At 72.4% G+C, this 3234-nt stretch carries 4 protein-coding genes; all 4 read right to left on the bottom strand.

The window, feature by feature from the left end:
* On the bottom strand, nucleotides 1–1206 hold a 1206-nt coding region (locus tag IBL25_RS25245; RefSeq protein ID WP_187781208.1), incomplete at its 3' end, for an efflux RND transporter periplasmic adaptor subunit.
* A 20-nt stretch (nucleotides 1207–1226) separates the two neighbouring features.
* Nucleotides 1227–2624 (bottom strand): efflux transporter outer membrane subunit, encoded by a 1398-nt coding sequence (locus IBL25_RS25240; RefSeq protein ID WP_187781207.1) that lies wholly within the window; start codon nucleotides 2622–2624, stop codon nucleotides 1227–1229.
* Nucleotides 2621–3052: a periplasmic heavy metal sensor gene (locus tag IBL25_RS25235; RefSeq protein ID WP_187781206.1), complete on the bottom strand. Its 432-nt coding sequence runs from the start codon at nucleotides 3050–3052 to the stop codon at nucleotides 2621–2623. Before IBL25_RS25235 ends, IBL25_RS25240 begins: the two co-directional genes overlap by 4 nt.
* The coding region (locus tag IBL25_RS25230) for a hypothetical protein (RefSeq protein ID WP_187781205.1) at nucleotides 3049–3234 on the bottom strand (186 nt) is incomplete at its 5' end. The genes IBL25_RS25235 and IBL25_RS25230, both read right to left, overlap by 4 nt.

Raw genomic sequence — 3234 nt, 5'->3', positions numbered from 1 at the left:
GGGGGCGGCGCGGGGGGGCGCCGCCTGCGGCTCGGCCGGGGTGACACGGCTGCCGGCATTCAGCCGCAGCGCGCCGGAGGTCACCACCTGCTCGCCCTCCGCCAGGCCCTGGCGCACCGCCGCCTCGCTCTGCGTCACGGCGCCGAGCACCACGTCACGCATGTCCACCGTGTTGTCCGGCTTCACCACGAAGGTATAGGCGCCGCGCGGGCCCTGCTGCACCGCCACCAGCGGCACCACCAGCGCGTCCTGGATCACTTCCATGCGGATGCGCAGGTTGACAAAGGCGCCGGGCCAGAGCCGCCCGCTGTCATTCGGGAAGGTGGCCTTGACGCGCACGGTGCCGGTCGCGGCATCCACGGCATTGTCCACGGTGAGCACGGTGCCGCGCTCCACCGGCTCGCTGGCCTGGGCGGGGATGCTGTCCACCGGCACCGGCCCGGCGGCCATGGCGCGCAGCAGCCGCGGCAATTCCTGCTGCGGCAGGCTGAAGGTGGCGGCAATGGGCCGCAGTTGCGTGACCGTGACAATGCCATTGGTGTCGGAGGAGCGGACGATGTTGCCGGTATCAACCTGCCGCAAGCCTACACGCCCATCGATGGGCGAGCGGATCACGGTATAGTCGAGCTGCGTCCTGGCGCTGTCGATGGCGGCCTGGTCCTGCTGCACCTGCGCCTCGAACATCGCCACCTGGGCGCGCTGGGTATCCACCTGCTGCCGCGTCACGCCGCTGGCGGAGAGGAGCTGCTGGTAGCGCGCTAGGTCCACCTTGGCATTGGCGAGCTGCGCGGCGTCGTAGGTCTTCTTGGCCTCGGCCTGGGCCAGGGCGGCGCGGTAGGTGCGGTCGTCGATGCGGGCCAGGATGTCGCCGGCCTTCACCTCCTGCCCTTCCTGGAACAGCAGTTCCATCAGCTGGCCTTCCACCTGCGGCCGCACCACCACGCTGGCCAGGGCGGAGACGGTGCCCAGCGCATCCAGCGTCAGGGGCAGGTCGCGCTTCTCGGCGGTGGTCATGGTGACGGGAATGGCCATGCCGGGTGGCCCACCAGCGCCACGGCTGCCGCGCCGCGCGCCGCCCGCGGCGGCGGCAGGGGCGCTGTTGCCAGCCTCCTGCGCCGCGGAGCGCTGCTGCCACCACCACCAGCCGCCCGCCAGCACGGCGGCCAGCACCAGCAGCATCACGAGGAAACGGAAAAAACGAGACATGAGGCTTCCTCGCGGAAAGATCAGAACCGCGCGGCCAGGCCGGGCTGCCAGCCGCCGCCCAGGGCGCGGAACAGGCCCACAGCGGCCTGGAGGCGCTGCAGCCGCGCCTGCACCAGCTGGTTGCGGGCCGAATAGAGCGTCTGCTGGGTGTTCAGCAGCGTGATCAGGTTGATGGTGCCGGCGCGAAGCTGCGCCTCGGCGATGTCGGAAGCGCGCTGGGCGCGGCTGGCGGCTTCCCGCCGCAGATCTTCCTGCGCCGTGGTCTCTCGCAGCGCCACCAGGGCATCCTCCACGTCGCTGAGCGCGGCGACAATGGCGCGGCGGTATTCCACCACCAGCTCCTCCTGCTGAGCGCGGCTCAGCTCCACCCGGCCCTGCCGGGCCCCGTTGTCGAAGATGGTCTGCGTCACGCTGCTGGCCAGAGACCAGAACTGCGCCTCCGGCCGCAGCAGCGTGCCGAGCACGAGGCTGCTGAAACCCCCCTGGGCCGAGAGCGTGATGCTGGGCAGCAGCGCCGCGCGGGCGGCGGCGACATCGGCATTGGCGGCGGCGAGGCTGGCTTCCGCCGACCAGACATCGGGGCGGCGCGCCAGCAGCTCCCCGGGCAGGCCGGGCGAGGGGGCGGGCACGCGCAGCGCCTCCAGCCCGCCCGGCAGCACATCCACCGCCTCCGGCGGGCGGCCAACCAGCACGGCCAGGGCATTGATGCTCTGGGCGATGCTCTGCCGCAGGGAAGGAAGCTGGGCTTCCTGCTGCGCCACCACGGTTTCCTGCTGGGCCAGGTCCAGCCCGGTGGCCACCCCCGCCGCGACCTGGGAGCGGATGACGGTGAGGATGCGTCGCGCGGCCTCCAGGTTCTCTTCCTGCACCCGCAGCTGTTCGCGCGTGGTCAGGATGTCGAAATAGGTATTGGCGACGCTGGCCTGGGTGGTCAGCATCACCGTGGCGGCATCGAAGCGGCTGGCCTGGGCGGAAAGGCGCGCCGCCGCCGCCGTGTTGCGGTTCAGGCCCCAGAAATCCACCTCGTAGCTGGCCGAGAGGCTAAGGTCATAGGAGGTCGTGCGCCGGTTGCCGCCGCCGGTCTGGCGCCGCGCGGCATCGGCCCCGCCGGTGACGGTCGGCAGCAGCGCGGCGCCAGCGATGCGGGCCTGGGCATCGGCTTGCCGCACCCGCGCGGCGGCGACGGCGATGTCGAAGGCGCCCTGGCTGGCTTCCTCCATCAGCCGGTCCAGCTCCGGAGCATTGAAGCCGCGCCACCAGTCGGGGTCCGGCCATTGGGCCGGCTGCTGCGCGGCGGCGTCGCGGAAGCTGCCGGGCAGGGTGAGGCCGGACTGGGTGGCCTCGGGCCGGATGGCGCAGCCGGTGAGGGCCAGCAGGGCCAGGAAGCCGGCGGCCGGCAGGCGGACGGCGGCGGTCATTCGCGGTTCTCGGGCATGTCGGCCAGCAGCCTGCGCCGGCCTTCTGGCGAAATCGCGGCGGTGGCCCGGGCCAGGCTCTCCTCATACGCTTCGCTGAAGGCCACCCAGCGCTGCCGCCCCTCGGCCATGGCGGCGCGCAGGGCTTCCTCGGAGAAGGGCTCAGCCCCGATGGCGCGGCCCACCTGAGGCCGGGCCTGCCGCATGTCGCGCCGCAGCTGCTCCCAGCGCGGGCGGCTTTCCTCCATCACACGGTGGAAGGTGGCGCGGTCCTCGGGACCGAGCACGCGTTCCATCCGTGCCTGCAGGCCCCGCACGCCATGCGGCCGGCCCATATCGGGCCAGAACAGCAGCGCGCCGAAGATAAGGTTCAGGGCCAGCGACGCGCCCAACGCCGCCTTCAGGATCAGCTTTGTGGAAGAAGATGTCACTCGGTGCTCTCGATCATCGCGATCTGGCGCGGCGCGCTGAAGTCGGGTGCCCCGGAGAAAGGGGCGAAGGTCAGCCAAAGGCCGCAGGCCAGCAGCGCCGCCAGGGCGCCGCCGCCAAAGGGCAGCAGCGGGCGCAGCCAGGCCAGGGCGCCCGGGCGCTCCGGCAGCGGCATGCGGGCCAC

Origin of the sequence: Pseudoroseomonas ludipueritiae (assembly GCF_014490445.1) — a bacterium.
Classification (GTDB): domain Bacteria; phylum Pseudomonadota; class Alphaproteobacteria; order Acetobacterales; family Acetobacteraceae; genus Pseudoroseomonas; species Pseudoroseomonas ludipueritiae.
The sequence above is the reverse complement of the archived record's forward strand: the minus strand, read 5'-3'. Positions and strand labels throughout refer to the sequence as shown.